Origin of the sequence: Alkalihalobacillus sp. R86527, from assembly GCF_042466185.1 — a bacterium.
Taxonomy (GTDB): Bacteria; Bacillota; Bacilli; order Bacillales; family Guptibacillaceae; genus Guptibacillus.
In genome coordinates, this window is sequence record NZ_JAXHBW010000001.1 from 1,653,197 (window position 1) to 1,668,149 (window position 14,953).

Sequence of the window (14,953 nt, forward strand, 5' to 3'; positions counted from 1 at the left end):
TGTGATAATTTATTTTTTAATAGAATAGACCTCATTGAACGTAATGGGGATAGAGGCGCAATGCGAATGAGTACGATATCTGAGCATATAATGGATTTGCGAAGACGGTATCTGAAAGGTCAAATTGCCGAAGTGGGGGAAGGACCATCCTTTTACTGCTGGGCTGTAGTTGAATAAGCTGCAGACTGTCACTGTTAACGATACTGCAGTGGTGAGCTAATCCAACTCGTGGGGATACGGAGCAAAACAGCCAATGTATCTATAAGTTGGCTGTTTGTTTTTTTTATGTAGTGGGAGCTCGCTTACTGAATAAAGCGAGAGGGGAGAATTACGTGCACTTATTCGGCACAGCAGCAATTTCAGAGAATGGACATTATACAATCGGAGGAGTCGACACGTTTCAACTAGCGAAAACATACGGAACAGCGTTATACGTGTACGATGTGGCGCTGATTCGGGAGAAAGCGAGAGCATTTAAAGAGGCTTTTGAGAAAAAACAATTAAAGTATCAGGTTGCATACGCGAGTAAAGCATTTTCATGTATTGCCATCATCCAGCTTGCTGAAGAAGAAGGGTTAAGTCTCGATGTAGTCTCAGGAGGCGAACTCTATACTGCACTACAAGCAGGATTTCCGGTAGAGCGCATCCATTTTCACGGTAACAACAAAAGTGAATCAGAAATAAGAATGGCTCTAAAAGCGGGAATTGGATGTTTTGTAGTTGATAACTTTTACGAACTCTCTTTACTCGAGCAGTTGGCGTTTGAAGAGGGTGTTTCAACAAATGTATTGCTTCGAATCACTCCAGGTATCGAGGCTCACACGCATGACTATATATTAACTGGTCAGGAAGATTCAAAGTTCGGCTTCGACTTACAAAGTGGTCAGGTAGAACAGGCGATCGAGACCACTTTGAAAATGGGAAATATTCATCTTCTAGGCCTTCATTGTCATATAGGTTCACAAATTTTTGAAACCACTGGGTTTGTAATGGCGATCGAAAAAATTTATAGTTATCTTCATAAATGGTATGAAGATTTTGGATATGAGCCACAGGTACTTAATTTAGGTGGTGGATTTGGAATTCGCTATAATAGTTCGGATCAACCTATCCCTCCTTCTGAATATATCGATGCTATGACGAGTGCCGTTAGTAAGCAGCTTGAACATAGTACAATGGCGATGCCGGAAATTTGGATCGAACCAGGCCGATCTCTAGTAGGTGAAGCTGGGTCGACGTTATATACCGTAGGTTCTCATAAAAATGTTCCTGAATTACGAAATTACCTTGCTGTAGATGGAGGGATGAATGATAACCTTCGCCCAGCACTTTATAAAGCGAAATATGAAGCGTCTATTGTCAATCGGATGAATGAACCTAAAGATACTCTTTACTCAATTGCAGGGAAATGCTGTGAATCAGGAGATATGTTGATTTGGGATTGTGAGCTTCAACGTGCAATCGCAGGTGATGTAATGGTTGTTTTTTCTACAGGGGCATACGGGTATTCTATGTCTAATAATTATAATCGCCTTCCAAAACCAGCAGTTGTATTTGTTGAAGACGGTGAAGCAAGTCTTGTTGTTCAAAGGGAATCATATGAAGATTTAATCCAACATGATCGCCCCTTAAACAAAATGGTTATTTCGAAATAGTTTCTATGTGGTAAATAATACGGTAAATACGTTACTGTATGCTATAATGAAAGAGCTTTTAAGCAAATTGTTTACGCAGGAGGATATTTTTTATGAAAAAAGGTTCAATCGCATTTGAAAATGGCGAAGTAATTCAAATTAAATTTTTCCCAGAGGAAGCACCTAACACGGTAGCTAACTTTGAAAAACTAGCTAACGAAGGATTCTATAACGGTGTTAATTTCCACCGTGTCATTCCAGGTTTTGTTGCACAAGGTGGAGATCCAACAGGAACTGGTATGGGTGGCCCTGGTTACACAATTGACTGTGAAACAGAAGGTAATCCAAACAAACACGTAGCAGGATCACTTTCTATGGCTCATGCTGGTAAGAATACTGGTGGAAGTCAGTTCTTCCTTGTACATGAACCACAACCTCATCTTGATGGTGTTCATACAGTTTTCGGCCAAGTAACGGAAGGAATGGAAACTGTTCTTCGAGTTAAACAAGGAGATGTAATGAAAGAAGTTAAGGTTTGGGACGAAGAATAATTTAGCTTAAACTAAATAAAACTTTCCTTCGGGGTAGGGTGCAATTCCCAACCGGCGGTAATGATTGATTATCTAATCAACTAAGTCCGTGACCCGTGTGCATATTGCATACGGTGGATCTGGTGAAAGACCAGAACCGACAGTATAGTCTGGATGGGAGAAGGAGTAAAAGTTTACCAGCCCTTTTGAAGAATGACCTTCAAAAGGTTTATTTGGTATACTCTTTTCAAAAGCCTCCCTCATCAATCGGGAGGCTTTTTTATATCTCTTAACCCCAATTGATTTGTTAGGAGATGGTCAATGTGAATAATAAAGATTATATGAAGATGGCAATTGATCTTGCAAGAAATACAATAGGGCAAACTGCGCCAAACCCAGCTGTTGGTGCTGTTCTAGTAAACGAGGGCAGAATTGTTGGTATGGGAGCTCATTTGCAAGCGGGTGATGCTCATGCTGAGATTAACGCACTTCGAATGGCAGGCGAAAAAGCAAAGGGAGCAACTGCATATGTGACTCTTGAACCTTGTAGCCACCACGGAAAAACACCGCCTTGTAGTAGTGCCTTAATAGAGGCTGGAGTTTCTGAAGTCTTTGTTGCGATGAAAGACACCAATCCCCTTGTAGGAGGGAGAGGATTAGAAAGACTGAGAGAAGCGGGTATAATCGTTCATTTAGGATTGCTAGAAGAAGAAGCATATTCGATTAATGAAGTGTTTTTCCACTACATAAATACGAATAAACCTTTTGTCACATTGAAATCTGCAATTTCAATGGATGGGAAAGTGGCGACAAAAACGGGTGACAGTAAATGGGTTACTGGACCTGAGGCGAGGCAAGATGTTCACGCTCTACGTCATCAACATGATGCAATACTAGTAGGTGTTGGAACTGTAGAAAAGGATAACCCTTCACTAACGACGAGGTATGGAGAAGGTTTGAGTCCAGTAAGAGTTATTCTTGATCGTTTGCTAAGGCTTCCTTCAAGTGCAAAGCTGTTGCATGACGATTCAGTTGAAACATGGATCATCACGACTGAGAAAGCAAAGAATGAAACAAATAGAACATTCGCTTCACATGTGAAAGTGTTAGCTCTGCAAGGTGAATCGCTTGAGATCGAAGAGATATTGAGACTTCTTGGAGACCGCGGAATTACCTCAGTATTAGTAGAAGGCGGTCCTACTGTAAACGGTAGTTTTCTTGAATCAGGGGCTTTTCAAAAAGTTGTTACTTACATTGCACCCAAGTTGATCGGAGGAAAAGAAGCTCCTACTTCTTTTGAAGGCTTTGGGGTTTCACATATGAAAGAGACGGTAGAACTGAAAATTGAGAATGTAGAACGTGTTGGCGACGATATTAAAATTATTTCCACACGAAAAGAGGTGCAATAATGTTTACAGGAATCGTTGAAGAAATCGGAAAAGTCCAGAGTGTCCATCAATCAGGTGAATCAATCGTAATGGATATTCGTGCATCAAAAATACTTCAAGATGTCCACTTGGGTGATAGCATTTCGATTAATGGGGTATGTTTGACAGTTACCACTTATACGGACTCTGCTTTTTCTGTGGATATTATGCCGGAAACATTTCGTGCAACGGGCTTACGAGAACTAAGACCGAATGATCACGTGAACTTAGAACGGGCAATGGCTGCGAATGGAAGGTTTGGAGGTCATTTTGTCTCTGGTCATGTAGATGGAATAGGTGAAATTGTTAAGATTGAACAAGTTGATAATGCACAGTACTTTGATATTAAGCTTTCGGCAAGCCTCATGGATTATTTTGTTGAAAAGGGTTCTATTTCAGTTGATGGAACAAGCTTAACGGTGTTTAAACTTACAGAAGATACGGTAACGATTTCGCTCATTCCTCACACCGTAGATGCAACAGTGCTCGGAAGTAAGCGAGTAGGGGATACTGTTAACATTGAATGCGATATGCTAGGAAAATATATACTTAAGTACCTTAAGAAAGATAATGTTCAGACTTCAACGGAACAATCTACACTCAATCGTGATTTTTTCGAAGATAACGGATTTAAGTAAAGTAGAGAAGGAGGGATTAGCATGTTTCACACGATAGAAGAAGCCATCTATGATCTTATGCAAGGGAAAATGGTAATTGTTTGTGATGATGAAGATCGTGAGAATGAAGGAGACTTTATTGCTTTAGCCGACAAGGTAACTCCTGAAACGATTAATTTTATGATTACGGTTGGACGAGGTTTGGTTTGTACACCAATAACGGAAGAACGAGCGAAGAAATTACAGCTTAATCCAATGGTTGACCATAATACAGATTCTCATGGAACAGCTTTTACAGTTAGCGTGGATCATATTAGTACAACCACTGGTATATCCGCTTCTGAAAGAGCTGCAACAATTAAAGCTCTTATCGACGACAAAGCCAATCCGGGAGATTTTAACCGTCCAGGCCACATCTTCCCGTTAATCGCAAAGAACGGTGGGGTGTTAAGGCGTGCAGGGCATACAGAAGCTGCCATCGATCTTGCTAAGTTATCAGGATCAGAACCTGCAGGGGTGATCTGTGAGATTATTAAAGAGAATGGTGAAATGGCACGCGTTCCTGACTTAGCAAAAATATCCGAGGAACACGATATGAAGATGATTACAATCAAGGATTTGATTCACTATCGGAACCGGAAAGATAATCTAATACAGCGAGAAGTTGAAATCGAAATGCCTACAGAATATGGCGCATTTCGGGCGATTGGCTATTCGAATATATTAGACCAAAAGGAACATGTTGCTTTAGTAAAAGGCGAAGTCCTTCCAGATGAACCTACTCTAGTTAGAGTGCACTCTGAATGCTTAACTGGAGATGTGTTCGGATCATTCCGATGTGACTGCGGTCCTCAGCTTCATGCTGCTCTTGCTCAGATTGAAAAAGAAGGGCATGGAGTCCTCCTTTATATGAGACAGGAAGGCCGAGGAATAGGTCTGCTGAATAAGATGAAGGCTTACAAATTGCAAGAGCAGGGCTATGACACTGTTGAAGCGAACGAGAAACTTGGATTTAAACCAGATTTAAGGGATTATGGAATTGGCGCTCAAATTCTTCGTGATTTAGGAATCTCTAAGATGAAGTTACTGACGAACAATCCAAGAAAAATCGCAGGACTAAAGGGCTATGGACTTGAGGTTGATGCCCGAGTACCATTACAGATGGCTTCTAGGATGGAGAATGAAAGATATCTTAAAACAAAGCATAGTAAGCTAGGGCATATGCTTCACTTCTAATTTGAAAACAATTAAAGGGAGGAAATAAATAATGAGTCATATATATGAAGGAAATTTAGTCGGATCAGGGTTAAAGGTAGGAATAGTGGTAGGACGGTTCAATGAATTTATTACTAGTAAGCTTTTAGGCGGTGCTGAGGACGCACTTAGAAGACACGGAATGTCTGAAAACGATATCGATATCGCGTGGGTTCCAGGTGCTTTTGAAATTCCATTCGCTGCTAAAAAAATGGTTGATTCTGGTCGTTATGATGCAGTTATTACCCTTGGTACAGTTATTAGAGGGGCGACACCACACTTCGATTATGTGTGTAATGAAGTTGCGAAAGGAGTTTCTAATCTATCCCTACAAAGCGGAGTACCAGTCATTTTTGGTGTTTTAACTACGAATACGATCGAACAAGCTGTTGAGCGTGCTGGTACCAAAGCTGGTAACAAAGGATGGGAAGCTGCAGCTGCTGCAATTGAAATGGCGAATTTATCAAAATCATTTGAAGGTTGATTAATAGGAGATTTTTGGCTATGATTGTGATGATGTTTAACAATGTGGCAAGGGAGTCATTCAAGTGAAGGGTAAAAATCAAGAAAAATGGCTGATTCGTATGTGTATCGTGATCGCCGTAATTATGCTCGTTGCACTTGTAAGAAGACTTGTATGAACACTTCAACTTATGTTTGAATAAGGTATTGAACAGAAAGCCAAGAATTTCTTTAATGAGGGATAATGATGTTAATTCGATATAAAAAAGCTCACGAAAAAATCGCAATGGGTTTATTGAGCTTTATGCCAAATGAAAAAGAAATAAAGAAGCTTCAGCAGTCTATTAGGGATTATGAAGATATGGACTCAAGACAGCTCTACCTTTGGAAAGAAGAAGATATCATCGGGTTGTTAGGGATAGAATGGATAAGTGAGACAGAAGTCGAACTTAAAGATATAAGCGTTAACCCTTCCCATCGCCACCAAGGGATAGGAAAACAAATGGTGGAAGCTCTATGCGAAATACTGAATGGTGAAGTTGATATCAAAGGAAATGAATTTACAGGTACTTTCTTTGAAAGATGTCACCTAGAAGGAAATATTAATATTTCTAATTAGAAAAAAACTGTCGAGATTCTCTCGACAGTTTTTTTGATCAACATAATGTGATGCTTCATCAAACAAATTCTAGTATAAAGCTATCAAAGTGTTAGGAAAACTCAAGGACCATCTTTTCACACCAATTTACATTTTAGTATAGGATTACGAGAAAAAACGAAGTTACTAAAACAACGGATAGAGTGTGAAATAAGATGCCTACTTAATCATTATAGGTCGGAAAATGCTTGCAACTCAGACTGAAAGGAACGGCTCAGCCGTTCCTTTGTTCTTTTCTTATCTGATATTGTTGGTCACGTTCCTCAATTACTTCTGTACGGTCTCTTTTTGTATGTTTGTGGACGAGATACTCGTGAGTTAAATCACTTGGTGATCCATACACACAGCCAACTTCTGTACAACGTCCTTCACAAAGTTTAAGAAGTTTTGGACTAGTTATAGGAAGGTCGATACTAATGTAAGGAGCGTTTCGTTCGATGCGCTGAATTTGTTTCGTTAGCTCGTCAATAAGCGTATCCACTTCTAGCGAAAGCTGTTTGAGCGGTTCTTTCTCTTGTATAACAATTTTTTTTGCATTTGTAAGCATACGTTTAGCTCCAGCAAAGTTTCCTCTTCGATGATGATAAAGACCAACTGCAATTTGTATGAGTCCTACCCAATGGGGTTTACGGCTTCCTCTGGGGTCTTCTTTCCAATGTTCTTCTAATATTTCGTGGCATTCAAAATAATCACGAAGGCCATGGAAGTGAACTAAATAGTCGATGTAAGCTTTTGGATACATGTGTTTTGACCTCCAATTCACTTGTAGTTTAGCACATGTGTGAATAGGTTTTAAAGTGAATGGTACGTGAAGAGCTGTAGCATAATAAGAATGTTCACGTTGTTGAACAAAACGAAGTCGGGAGTGGCAATTTATGGGCAAAAAAAGTAGCATGATGCCTTTATTAACAGCGGTTAGTGTAGGGGCTGCATTGTACAGTGTGTACCAAAATCGCCAGCCCAAAAAGGGAACAACAGAAGACATTTCGAACATGATCGGATCAGTGATCGGTCAGCAAAAGCAGTAGTAGATCGGGCGTATGCCCGGTCTTTATTTGTATTTTCCAAAACCGATACACGTTATCAGTGTGATATAATCGTTTTATTAGATGGTATATAAAAGGAAGATGAATTCATGATGCACTATAATGTTAAGGTGGATGCTTTTGAAGGTCCATTAGATTTATTGCTACATTTAATCAATAAGTATGAAGTAGACATATATGATATCCCGGTTTCGCAAATCACAGATCAATATTTGACATATATACATACGATGCAAGAACTAGAACTTGATATTGCTAGCGAATATCTTGTCATGGCAGCAACTCTTCTCGCAATTAAGAGTAAAATGCTTTTACCACAAAGAGAAGAAGAGCTCTTTGAAGAAGAACATGATCTAGAAGATGATCCACGTGAAGAGCTTGTGCAACGACTAGTTGAATATCGTAAATACAAGGAAGCTGCAGATGAACTAAAGAAGAAAGAAAGTAGTCGAAGCTTACTGTATACTCGTCCTCCTGCAGATGTAACGGAGTATAGTCGTGAAGATTCTAACACATCGATCGGTGACGTCACTCTTTATGATATGCTAGCTGCGTTTCAAAAGATGTCCAGAAGAGTGAAAGAAAAGAAACCTAAGCGTACAACGATTAAAACAGAGGAAATTCCAATAGAAGGTCGAATGAATGAAATCAAACAGCAGTTGAGAGGTGGAGGACGCAAGCGATTCACTGACCTGTTTACTGACCATGAGAAAGGTTCAATGATCGTGACGTTTTTAGCGATTTTGGAACTTATGAAAACAAGTGAACTAAGTTGTGAACAAGAAGGCAACTTTGGAGAAATAATGATTTTTGAAAGTGAAAGGAAGGCAATGGAGTGACGAACGAAGAAGTGAAAAGCATCATTGAAAGTCTTCTTTTTGTTGTAGGAGACGAAGGCATCGATTTGAAAAGTTTGGTGGAAACGATAGCAGTTGAGGAAAAGCAAATATTAGAAGCAATAAACGAATTGCAAACTGAATACGCTGATAAAGAGCGTGGTTTTCAAATCGTTTTTCTAGGTGGAAGTTATCAGTTTACGACGAACTCAAGGAATGCTCCGTATATTGAAAAGATGATTGAAGACCCGAAAAACCATTCTATCTCTCAAGCAGCACTTGAAACACTAGCGATCATTGCATATAAACAGCCGATCACTAGAGTAGAAGTTGAGGAAATACGTGGAGTGAAGACTGACAAGCCTCTCCAAACCTTAATGAGTAAACTTCTTATCAAGGAAGTCGGTCGTGCCGAAAAGACCGGAAGAGCGATTCTTTATGGTACGACAAGAGAGTTCTTATTCCATTTTGGCTTAAGTACAATCGAAGACCTTCCACCATTACCGGATGGTCAAGATACAGGTGAAGATGATGAAGCAGATTTGTTTTTTGAGAAATTCCAAGAAATTCCCGAATAAAAGAACTTTGTATCGGAGGGGTATTAGTGCGAATTACAAGCGTCGTAGGAGGACAGTTGGAGAAGGATCGTTCCAATTCACCTGAAGATTCTTTTTCGCGTTCTACTGTTACATATGTGATAAAGGGAGATGAAAAAACTTTCTCGGTCCTATATCCGCTCTTTTTTGAAGATCGAGCTGTAGGTGAAGGACTTGTAAATGCAGATGAGAGTATTCAGGAGATGATTGGACTTTGTTTTTTTGAGCTATTTCCAGAACGAAAGCGACTATATGTGAGTGATGAAGCTGAATTCTTAGAAGCCCTTAAGAAAATGGACAACGTACGAATTCAAGAAAAACTGAATGAAATAAATACAAAGTCGCAATAAAATTAAGATGCTCTCATAGGAGCGTCTTTTTTTTGGAAACGTTGGAATAATAACTACCATTAAATCTCAAAATAAACGAAAAGAGAGTTTAAGGAGTAGTTTTATGATTCTATCAATAGGGAAACACCTTCCTCCCAATCGTCTTGACCAAAGTGAGGCTGTTGATTTTGCTAGAAAACAATTCGGGAAGCATTTTCGAGATATAGACAGACTTTTACCTGTTTTCCAAAGTGCAGATATCGATACGAGATATTTTGCGATGCCTGTTGAATGGTATATAGCAGGTCCAACGTTTGAAGAGAAGAATGCGAAGTATGTATCGCTAGCAGTAGAGTATGCAACGAAAGCTATACTAGAATGTTTAGAAAGTACATACTACCTTAATAATAAGGTGGATTGTAGTGAAGTAGATGCTATTTTTTTTGTATCTACAACCGGTATTTCGACTCCAAGCATTGAAGCAAGAATCATGAATGTTCTTCCATTTTCTACGCACACAAAACGTATCCCGATTTGGGGACTGGGTTGTGCTGGGGGTGCTGCGGGCTTATCACGCGCCCATGAGTACTGTCTCGCTCACCCGAAAGAAAATGTAATCGTTATCAATGTGGAACTATGTAGCTTAACGTTTCAGCATGGTGATTTTTCGAAAAGTAACCTAATTGGGACCGCGCTCTTTGCTGATGGTACGTCTTGCGTGCTGTTGTGTGGAAAAGATTCTTCACTTCTTAAGCGTTCGCAGTTAAGTTGTCTTCCAGAAGTTCAATCTACTTGCTCAACGTTAATGAAACATTCCGAAGATGTAATGGGATGGGATGTGAGTAACCAGGGCTTACATGTCGTTTTTTCAAAATCGATTCCGTCGATTGTTTCTACTTGGCTTGAGCCTAATGTTAGAGAGTTTTTAACTTCACAAAATATTGAAGATATCGATTATTTTATTGCGCATCCTGGCGGTACAAAGGTTTTGTCATCTTATGAAGAGGCTTTGGGGCTAGATCAGTCTCAAACAGCTATTTCTAGATCGATTCTCCGGCAGTTTGGAAATATGAGTTCAGTAACAATCATATTTGTACTAGATCAGTTTTTACGAGAAGGATGCAAGACCGGAGCTACAGGATTGATGGCAGCACTTGGACCAGGATTTTGTTCGGAATTACTACTATTAGTTTGGAAGGAAGTGCGGTAATAATGGTAATCATATTTACTGCTTTTTTTCTATTAATTGTTTTTCAGCGACTTACAGAATTAGTTGTTGCCAAAAGGAATGAGAAGTGGATGAAGGATAAAGGTGCTTTTGAAGCAGGGCAAGAGCATTATAAGTTCATTGTTTTTCTGCATATTGCCTTTCTTGCCGCGGTTTTTTTTGAAGGAGCATTAAGGGGATTTAAGCTTTCATCCATTTGGGTCGTTATGCTCACTATATTCTTAGTCACTCAGGTCTTACGAGTTTGGACGATGAAAAGTTTAGGGAAATTCTGGAACACCAAAATCATTGTATTGCCTAAAGCTAATGTTGTTTCAAATGGGCCATACCGATTTATTCGTCATCCGAATTATGTCATTGTAGCAGTAGAAATAATTGCATTGCCTCTCATCTTCTCCTCCTATCTTACGGCTTTGTTATTTACTTTGTTAAACGCATTTCTAATTCTAAAAGTCAGGATTCCAGCTGAAGAATCTGCGCTGAGTCAAGCAACAAACTATACAGAATCATTTTCCAAAGACAATACCAATTGATAATCATATCCACGGCCCGTGATTCATAGACTTGTACAAATACGGAGCCAGGGGACGTGGAAGGCATGATCAATTTATTACGTTCAAAAGTTAGCATCATTATATTAATCGTTACCTTATTGTTCCTATTGATCCCTGAGAATGTTCTTGCAGGTGGGGTGAGTGTTTCTGCAAGGAGCGCGATCTTAATGGAGCAAGAAACAGGACGGGTGTTATATGAAAAGGAAGCATATACACAGCGAAGAATAGCAAGCATTACAAAAATTATGACAGCTATTTTGGCTATAGAGTCTGGAAAAATGAACAATAAGGTTGAAGTAAGCTCGCGTGCCGCTGGTACAGAAGGGTCTTCTCTCTATTTAAAGTCAGGTGAGGAAATAACGCTTGAAAATCTTGTGTATGGCTTGATGCTCAGGTCTGGGAACGATGCTGCTGTAGCAATTGCAGAAGAGGTGGGAGGAAGCCTTGAGGGTTTCGTCAGTTTGATGAATAGCAAAGCTGAGGAGATCGGGATGAATCGAACCGTGTTTGCAAATCCTCATGGGCTCGATGACCACGAAAAGCATTATTCGACAGCTTATGATATGGCTCTATTAACTAAGTACGCAATGGATAACGAAGTATATCGAATCATATCCAGTACGGAAGTTCATAAGGCCCCAAATGAAAATGAAAAATGGGATTACGTTTGGAGAAATAAAAACAAGCTCGTAACTGGTTTATATAGCGATTCAACCGGTGGAAAAACAGGCTATACAAAGCGTGCTAAACGTACATTAGTCTCAACTGCGGAACGAGACGGGATGTCACTTATCGCTGTTACGCTCAACGCCCCCTCTGATTGGAATGATCATATAGCGATGTTTAACTGGGGTTATGAAAATTATGAACTAACAAAGCTCGCTCAAAAAGGATTTCTTGATGAAGTGAAAAAGGCCCCCTACAAAGGAAGAATTAAGTTACATCGTGATCTTGTGTATCCATTAACAGAAAGTGAGAAAAAAGAGGTGAAGTCGAGCATCCGTTTAGCCACCCCACCAGAGGGAAGCAAGTGGGATGACCCGAATGCATTTGAAGATCCAATTGGTATTTATAAAGTAAGCCTCGATGATAAAATAGTAGTAAAAGCTCCTTTAACATACGAAAGTGAGGCAGAAGAAAGTCGTGGGTTATGGAGGTTTTTAAAAAACCTTTTCTCATTCGATTCAAAGCGTGATCTATATGGTTAACTTAATATGGGTCGGTCTTTTTGTACTTAGTATTCTTTATGCAATGTTTAATGGAACGATGGAAGAAGTAAATAAAGCGATTTTTAGTGGAGCTGAGGAAGCTGTTGCTGTTTGTATAGGCTTGTTAAGTGTGTTGGTTTTTTGGTTAGGATTAATGAGAATAGCACAAAATGCTGGATTGTTAATGACTATTTCGAAAGCTTTTAAGCCGATTGCTGCAAAACTATTCCCAGAAGTGCCCCCAGACCATCCAGCTATGGGCTATATATTGTCAAATATGATCGCCAACATGTTCGGACTTGGAAATGCAGCTACACCGATGGGCATTAAAGCGATGGAAGAGTTAAAGCGGTTGAACAATATGAGGGACAATGCCTCTAGATCGATGGTAACTTTACTAGCTCTGAATACTTCTAGCCTTACATTGATTCCTACTAGTGTTATAGCGATTCGTATGAAATATGGGTCAGTATCACCTGCAGAAATAATCGGAACAACAATCGCAGCTACGGTCTGTTCAACGATAGGTGCTATTATAATCGATCGCATGTTCAATAGGAGATAAGGGGGAGATGATCTGAATGTGTCAATCTGGATTATCCCTATTTTAATAGCTTTTGTCCTTGTTTATGGTACTTGGAAAAGAGTCCCTACTTACGAATCATTTGTAGAAGGCGGGAAAGAAGGATTGTCTATCGCAATTTCGATCGTTCCTTACTTGATTGGTATGATGGTTGCGATCTCTGTGTTTAGAGCTTCAGGAGCAATGGCATTTGTGAGTGATCTATTAAAAGCTCCGCTGGATATGATTGGAGTTCCGACAGAAATTGTTCCACTGGCGCTCATTCGTCCGATTTCTGGGACTGGTGCACTTGCGATGACAACTGATATTATTCGAACCTATGGACCTGATTCGTTTCTCGGTCGATTGGCATCCACTATGCAAGGAAGTACAGATACAACTCTTTATATCCTTACTGTTTACTTTGGCGCAGTAGGTATTAAACGAATGGGAAATGCGCTAAAGGTAGGATTGCTTGCAGACTTGGTCGGGATTATTGCGGCGATTATATTTGTAACGATCGTATTTGGTTAAGGGCCTCTTTTTGAAGAGGCTCTTTTTTAAATTTGCTATGATTGCTTAAGATGCTTCTTGCCTATAATAGATGATAGAATGAATCTGTACTTGAGGTTTCTTTAACACAAGAGTATGATGTTTTAGTGAGGTGAATTATATGGAACGTTTACAGAAGGTAATAGCACAAGCTGGAGTTACTTCTAGACGAAAAGCAGAAACATTGATCGAAGAAGGCAGAGTGAAAGTGAACGGAAAGCTTGTGACAGAGCTAGGAACAAAAGTAAAAGACAATGATAAAATAGAAGTGGACGGAATTCCGGTGTATCGTGAAGAACCGGTTTATTTTTTGTTCTATAAACCAACGGGAGTTATTTCTACAGTAGAAGATGACAAGGGAAGAAAAGCTGTAGCAGATTATTTCCACCATATCGAACAGCGCGTTTTCCCAGTAGGTAGACTAGATTACGATACTTCTGGCGTACTTTTGTTAACGAATGATGGAGACTTTGCAAACAAGCTTATGCACCCAAGTTACAAAATCGATAAAGTCTACGTAGTTAAGGTCAAAGGAATCGTAACGAAAGAAGTTATTCAAAAGCTACAAAGAGGTGTCCATCTTGAAGATGGGAAAACAGCAAAATCCAACGCGCGGATTCTATCGATTGATAAACAGAAGGAAAAATCCATCGTAGAAATCACCATTCATGAAGGTAAAAACCGTCAAGTAAGAAGAATGTTTGAAGCGCTAGGATACCCAGTACAAAAACTAAAACGAGAGCGATATGGCTTCTTGGAATTAACTGGTCTTAATTCTGGAGAATATCGTGAGCTGAAACCTTATGAAGTGAAGCAGCTTCGAAACGAGGCTGTCACACAAAAGTCAAAAAAATAGTAATGCGTGTTCCTGTCAGCACGTTATAGTAAATGTAGTATTGTTTTGTTTGATTGGAGTTGGTGGAAATGAAGAAGAAAAACCGGCTCGTTGTCCGAACGTTGATTCTGGCTGCTGTTTTAATAGCGGTCGGATATACGTTCTATACTAATTTCTTCGCAAATGATAGCGGTATCGTTCAAGCGGGCGACCAAGCTCCTAACTTTATTCTTTCTGATCTAGAAGGAAATGAAGTGGAGTTGAAGGATTATAGAGGAAAAGGGGTCTTCCTGAATTTCTGGGCAACTTATTGTGAGCCATGTAAAGAAGAAATGCCAGCGATGGACAAGAAGTACAAGGAATACAAAGAAAAAGGAGTAGAAATTCTCGCTGTTAACGTTTCAGAACCGAAATTGACAGCAAAGAGTTTTGCTGATCGATACAATCTTAGTTTTCCAGTCCTTCTTGATAAGGGGAACGACGTAACAAATCATTATGGGGTTGGACCAATTCCAGTTACTTTTTTAATCGATAAAGACGGTAAAGTCATACAAAAGACTGAAGCCAGCTTATCTGAAGAAGTAATTGATGAATATATGAAGCGAATCCAACCGTAACGGGGTGT

Annotated in this window: 19 protein-coding genes and 2 riboswitches; of the genes, 18 read left to right on the top strand and 1 reads right to left on the bottom strand. The window is 39.6% G+C overall.

Features of this window, described 5'->3' with window-relative positions; translation table 11 throughout:
- Positions 1 to 42 precede the first annotated feature (42 nt).
- A riboswitch (Lysine riboswitch) is annotated at positions 43 to 227 on the top strand.
- Positions 228 to 332: 105 nt separating this feature from the next.
- The 7 genes from lysA (at position 333) to SJY16_RS08480 (ending at position 6,543) form a co-directional block, all read left to right on the top strand.
- Positions 333 to 1,655, top strand: coding sequence for a diaminopimelate decarboxylase (gene lysA / locus SJY16_RS08450; RefSeq protein WP_377888729.1), 1,323 nt, complete (start codon positions 333 to 335; stop codon positions 1,653 to 1,655).
- 92 nt (positions 1,656 to 1,747) lie between these two features.
- A complete protein-coding gene (locus SJY16_RS08455) occupies positions 1,748 to 2,185 on the top strand; it encodes a peptidylprolyl isomerase (RefSeq protein ID WP_377888731.1) in 438 nt (145 codons plus the stop codon).
- A 20-nt stretch (positions 2,186 to 2,205) separates the two neighbouring features.
- Positions 2,206 to 2,354: riboswitch (FMN riboswitch) on the top strand.
- A 124-nt stretch (positions 2,355 to 2,478) separates the two neighbouring features.
- Entirely contained in the window at positions 2,479 to 3,573 is a 1,095-nt protein-coding gene (gene ribD / locus SJY16_RS08460) for a bifunctional diaminohydroxyphosphoribosylaminopyrimidine deaminase/5-amino-6-(5-phosphoribosylamino)uracil reductase RibD (protein ID WP_377888733.1), read from the top strand.
- Positions 3,573 to 4,229 (top strand): riboflavin synthase, encoded by a 657-nt coding sequence (gene ribE, locus SJY16_RS08465; RefSeq protein WP_377888734.1) that lies wholly within the window; start codon positions 3,573 to 3,575, stop codon positions 4,227 to 4,229. The genes ribD and ribE overlap by 1 nt, the downstream gene beginning before the upstream one ends.
- Before the next feature lie 21 nt (positions 4,230 to 4,250).
- Positions 4,251 to 5,444 carry a bifunctional 3,4-dihydroxy-2-butanone-4-phosphate synthase/GTP cyclohydrolase II gene (locus SJY16_RS08470; protein ID WP_377888735.1) on the top strand — a complete coding sequence of 398 codons (1,194 nt, stop codon included), beginning with the start codon at positions 4,251 to 4,253 and terminating at the stop codon, positions 5,442 to 5,444.
- A 31-nt stretch (positions 5,445 to 5,475) separates the two neighbouring features.
- A complete protein-coding gene (gene ribH, locus SJY16_RS08475; RefSeq protein WP_377888736.1) occupies positions 5,476 to 5,946 on the top strand; it encodes a 6,7-dimethyl-8-ribityllumazine synthase in 471 nt (156 codons plus the stop codon).
- A gap of 225 nt (positions 5,947 to 6,171) precedes the next feature.
- Positions 6,172 to 6,543, top strand: coding sequence for a GNAT family N-acetyltransferase (locus SJY16_RS08480; protein WP_377892141.1), 372 nt, complete (start codon positions 6,172 to 6,174; stop codon positions 6,541 to 6,543).
- 253 nt (positions 6,544 to 6,796) lie between these two features.
- Here SJY16_RS08480 and SJY16_RS08485 read toward each other — a convergent pair whose 3' ends face one another.
- Complete coding sequence (locus tag SJY16_RS08485) at positions 6,797 to 7,324, bottom strand: DUF309 domain-containing protein (protein ID WP_377888737.1); 528 nt, start codon at positions 7,322 to 7,324, stop codon at positions 6,797 to 6,799.
- Between the two features lie 133 nt (positions 7,325 to 7,457).
- Here SJY16_RS08485 and SJY16_RS08490 point away from each other — a divergent pair, with 133 nt between their 5' ends.
- The 11 genes from SJY16_RS08490 to resA all read left to right on the top strand — a co-directional run bounded on the left by SJY16_RS08490 (position 7,458) and on the right by resA (position 14,945).
- Entirely contained in the window at positions 7,458 to 7,610 is a 153-nt protein-coding gene (locus SJY16_RS08490) for a hypothetical protein (protein ID WP_377888738.1), read from the top strand.
- Positions 7,611 to 7,720: 110 nt separating this feature from the next.
- On the top strand, positions 7,721 to 8,467 hold the full coding sequence (locus SJY16_RS08495; protein WP_377892143.1) for a segregation/condensation protein A: 747 nt from the start codon (positions 7,721 to 7,723) through the stop codon (positions 8,465 to 8,467).
- On the top strand, positions 8,464 to 9,042 hold the full coding sequence (gene scpB / locus SJY16_RS08500; protein WP_377888739.1) for an SMC-Scp complex subunit ScpB: 579 nt from the start codon (positions 8,464 to 8,466) through the stop codon (positions 9,040 to 9,042). Before SJY16_RS08495 ends, scpB begins: the two co-directional genes overlap by 4 nt.
- A 26-nt stretch (positions 9,043 to 9,068) precedes the next feature.
- Positions 9,069 to 9,410 (top strand): hypothetical protein, encoded by a 342-nt coding sequence (locus SJY16_RS08505; protein WP_377888740.1) that lies wholly within the window; start codon positions 9,069 to 9,071, stop codon positions 9,408 to 9,410.
- Between the two features lie 58 nt (positions 9,411 to 9,468).
- Entirely contained in the window at positions 9,469 to 10,599 is a 1,131-nt protein-coding gene (locus SJY16_RS08510; RefSeq protein ID WP_377892146.1) for a type III polyketide synthase, read from the top strand.
- Between the two features lie 2 nt (positions 10,600 to 10,601).
- On the top strand, positions 10,602 to 11,150 hold the full coding sequence (locus SJY16_RS08515; protein WP_377888741.1) for an isoprenylcysteine carboxyl methyltransferase family protein: 549 nt from the start codon (positions 10,602 to 10,604) through the stop codon (positions 11,148 to 11,150).
- A 65-nt stretch (positions 11,151 to 11,215) separates the two neighbouring features.
- Positions 11,216 to 12,379: a D-alanyl-D-alanine carboxypeptidase family protein gene (locus SJY16_RS08520; RefSeq protein ID WP_377888742.1), complete on the top strand. Its 1,164-nt coding sequence runs from the start codon at positions 11,216 to 11,218 to the stop codon at positions 12,377 to 12,379.
- Positions 12,372 to 12,944 carry a nucleoside recognition domain-containing protein gene (locus SJY16_RS08525; RefSeq protein ID WP_377888743.1) on the top strand — a complete coding sequence of 191 codons (573 nt, stop codon included), beginning with the start codon at positions 12,372 to 12,374 and terminating at the stop codon, positions 12,942 to 12,944. Before SJY16_RS08520 ends, SJY16_RS08525 begins: the two co-directional genes overlap by 8 nt.
- Before the next feature lie 12 nt (positions 12,945 to 12,956).
- Entirely contained in the window at positions 12,957 to 13,475 is a 519-nt protein-coding gene (locus SJY16_RS08530; protein ID WP_377892148.1) for a spore maturation protein, read from the top strand.
- Positions 13,476 to 13,614: 139 nt separating this feature from the next.
- Positions 13,615 to 14,349: a pseudouridine synthase gene (locus SJY16_RS08535; protein ID WP_377888744.1), complete on the top strand. Its 735-nt coding sequence runs from the start codon at positions 13,615 to 13,617 to the stop codon at positions 14,347 to 14,349.
- A gap of 68 nt (positions 14,350 to 14,417) precedes the next feature.
- Positions 14,418 to 14,945, top strand: coding sequence for a thiol-disulfide oxidoreductase ResA (gene resA, locus SJY16_RS08540; protein ID WP_377888745.1), 528 nt, complete (start codon positions 14,418 to 14,420; stop codon positions 14,943 to 14,945).
- Positions 14,946 to 14,953: the final 8 nt, after the last annotated feature.